The sequence below is a fragment of the Ohtaekwangia sp. genome (assembly GCF_036568665.1).
Classification (GTDB): domain Bacteria; phylum Bacteroidota; class Bacteroidia; order Cytophagales; family Cyclobacteriaceae; genus Ohtaekwangia.
On record NZ_DATCSD010000377.1, the window covers coordinates 1 to 2,482 of the forward strand.

The 2,482-nt window shown below is 46.4% G+C and carries 1 protein-coding gene; it reads left to right on the top strand.

What is annotated here, in order from left to right; genetic code table 11:
- Nucleotides 1-2,482, top strand: a 2,482-nt coding sequence (locus VIN08_RS22040) for a hypothetical protein (RefSeq protein ID WP_331969881.1), incomplete at both ends; no start/stop codon positions are given.

The following is a 2,482-nucleotide window of genomic DNA, read 5'->3' on the forward strand; positions in this document are numbered from 1 at the left end:
GTGGTTTTCGTACTTCAAAGGCGTGGATGGTATCATTCATTGGGACACCATCCAGGAACAAAAAGTAATTGAGACTACTGTACATAGTTTTCGTGTAGGACCATTTCATCTGAATATACCGGCCGAGAGTTATGCTATAACAGAATACTTCAATGGAAGTCCCGTAGTGCCTAACACAACAGCCTCCTATATATTTCTGTTTGTGTTGATAGCAAGCGCTGTAGTATTGCTCACGGTAATTACTACACTGGAAAAATTCTGGTACCTCACAGGTATGGCGCTCTTCATTCTTTTTGTAGTGGGCATGCGCCTGGAAGTATTGGGTATAGCGGGGCAGTTTAATCGTATACCTGTTATTGCTGCGCTGGTGCTATATGGTATACCCGCCTTTTACTTTAATCGCTTTCGCACTTCTACCTCTTTTGTTACACGACTGCTGATATTTATAGGCATCACCATTGTATTGGCGCTGGTGGTAGCATTCCTGTCGCAAGTAGAATTACCGATGTATCATCTTACGCTTACCGGTTATGCTCCGGGGCTTATCATATCGATCATATTTATACTGATGATCGGGCACGAAATACTGGCCGCGTTTATTCGGGTTATCAGTCAGGGATCATCCAAAAGTCTGCGGCACCTTTCCATTATCAGTGTTATATACATGGCCAACATCATCATCACGGCTCTGCATGAGATGGGCACCATTCACTGGAATTTTATTTACATCAATATATACCTGCTGCTTACTATATCTGCAGTGCTGGGTATATGGGGCTATCGCGATCGTGAGGCGATCTATGGCAATACACTTTCGTTCTATCCATTCGGTGCATACTTCTATCTGGCGCTGGGCGCGATTTGCTTTGCTACCACGGGGCAGCTACTGGGCAACGCTAACGATCCTGCTCTGAAGATCATCCGCGATCTTACCATCTTTAGTCATGCAGGCTTTGGCATCATCTTTCTCACCTATATATTCTCGAACTTTATTGTGATGCTCGCGCAAAACATGCCTATCTATAAAGTTCTGTACAAGCCTAATCGCATGCCATACTTTACATACCGGTTTGCCGGGTTGATAGCAGTACTCGCATTTTTATTTGTATCCGATTGGAAAGCGTATGTATACAACGGTATGGCTGGATTTTACAACAGTGCCGGTGATCTTTACTCGTTGCAAGGAAATGAAGTATATACCGAATCGTTTTACGACCAGGGCCGCAGCAACGGCTTCAGCAATCACCGCTCGAATTATGCGTTGGGTGTGATCCGTGGTGCGCGCTTTAACTTCGAGGCAGCGCACGATAATTATCACGCAGCCAATTTCAGAAACCCTTCCGAGTATTCGCTTACCAACGATGGCAACCTGTTTATATGGGAGAATGATATCTTCAATGCGATCGATACCTATAGAAACGGATACAAAAAAATGCCCGAGTCGGGCGCGATTGCCAATAACCTCGGCCTGGCGTATGCCAAAGTACACAACCTCGATTCGGCACTGGTATATTTCAGCGCAGCACGCGAGCAGGCTATATCAAAGAATATAGCGGAGACCAATTTCTTCGCGATGGCTGCAGCCGAACTGATTCCGCTGCAGGCAGATTCTATACTCGGTGTTTTCAGCACCACTTCGCATGCTACTATAGCCAATGCACTGGCACTATCAACACTCTATAACCAGCCGTTGAAGGTAACAACCGATCCGCTGGCAACACCGAAGCTCAACCTGCAGGCAGCGACCTTGCTCAATAACTATATCATTCGTAACGCAAAGACCCTGGATACTACCTTTACCAGCCGTGCGTATGCTATAGCTTCCGATTCAATCAACAGCGATTTTAGTATAGCGCTGAAAGTAGCACTGGCCAATGCATTCTATCACCAGGGAAATGTAGCACGCGCGCTGAGCATTATGGCCGAGCAGATCTATATCGGGCAGGCATACCAGGGAAAGTATAATTATATCATGGGCCTGTGGGCGCTTGAACAGGGAAACCCGGAGCGTGCTTCCGATTACTTTACCTTTGCTGATACTTACGACTATAAAGATGCTAAATTCTACAATGCTATAGCGTTGACAGAAGCTGCGCGTATACCCGAAGCGTTTATTGCCTGGGATACCGTTGCCCACAGTAAAGATGAGAGCGAGCAGCAGATTGCTGCCACCATGAAAAAGATACTGGCCATTCCGGAACAGGAAGCGCTTAAACTCAGCGATGGAGAGAAATACCAGTTCTGCCGTTATCGTATAGGCTTGCGCGATTCGGTATTGTTCGATCGTATCGTAAACACCTTCAGCAACGCAAACTATAAAGCCCAGGCACTGCTCGACCTCAGCAGTAAATATTACCGCAGGGAATTATATACTCCGGCTATACGGTTCTTTAATCGCATAGCAGGGCTGGAGCTGACAGATAAAACCCTATATGAAGACGTACGGCACGCAGAGCTGCGCATGCTGGCATCGCGCAAAGAA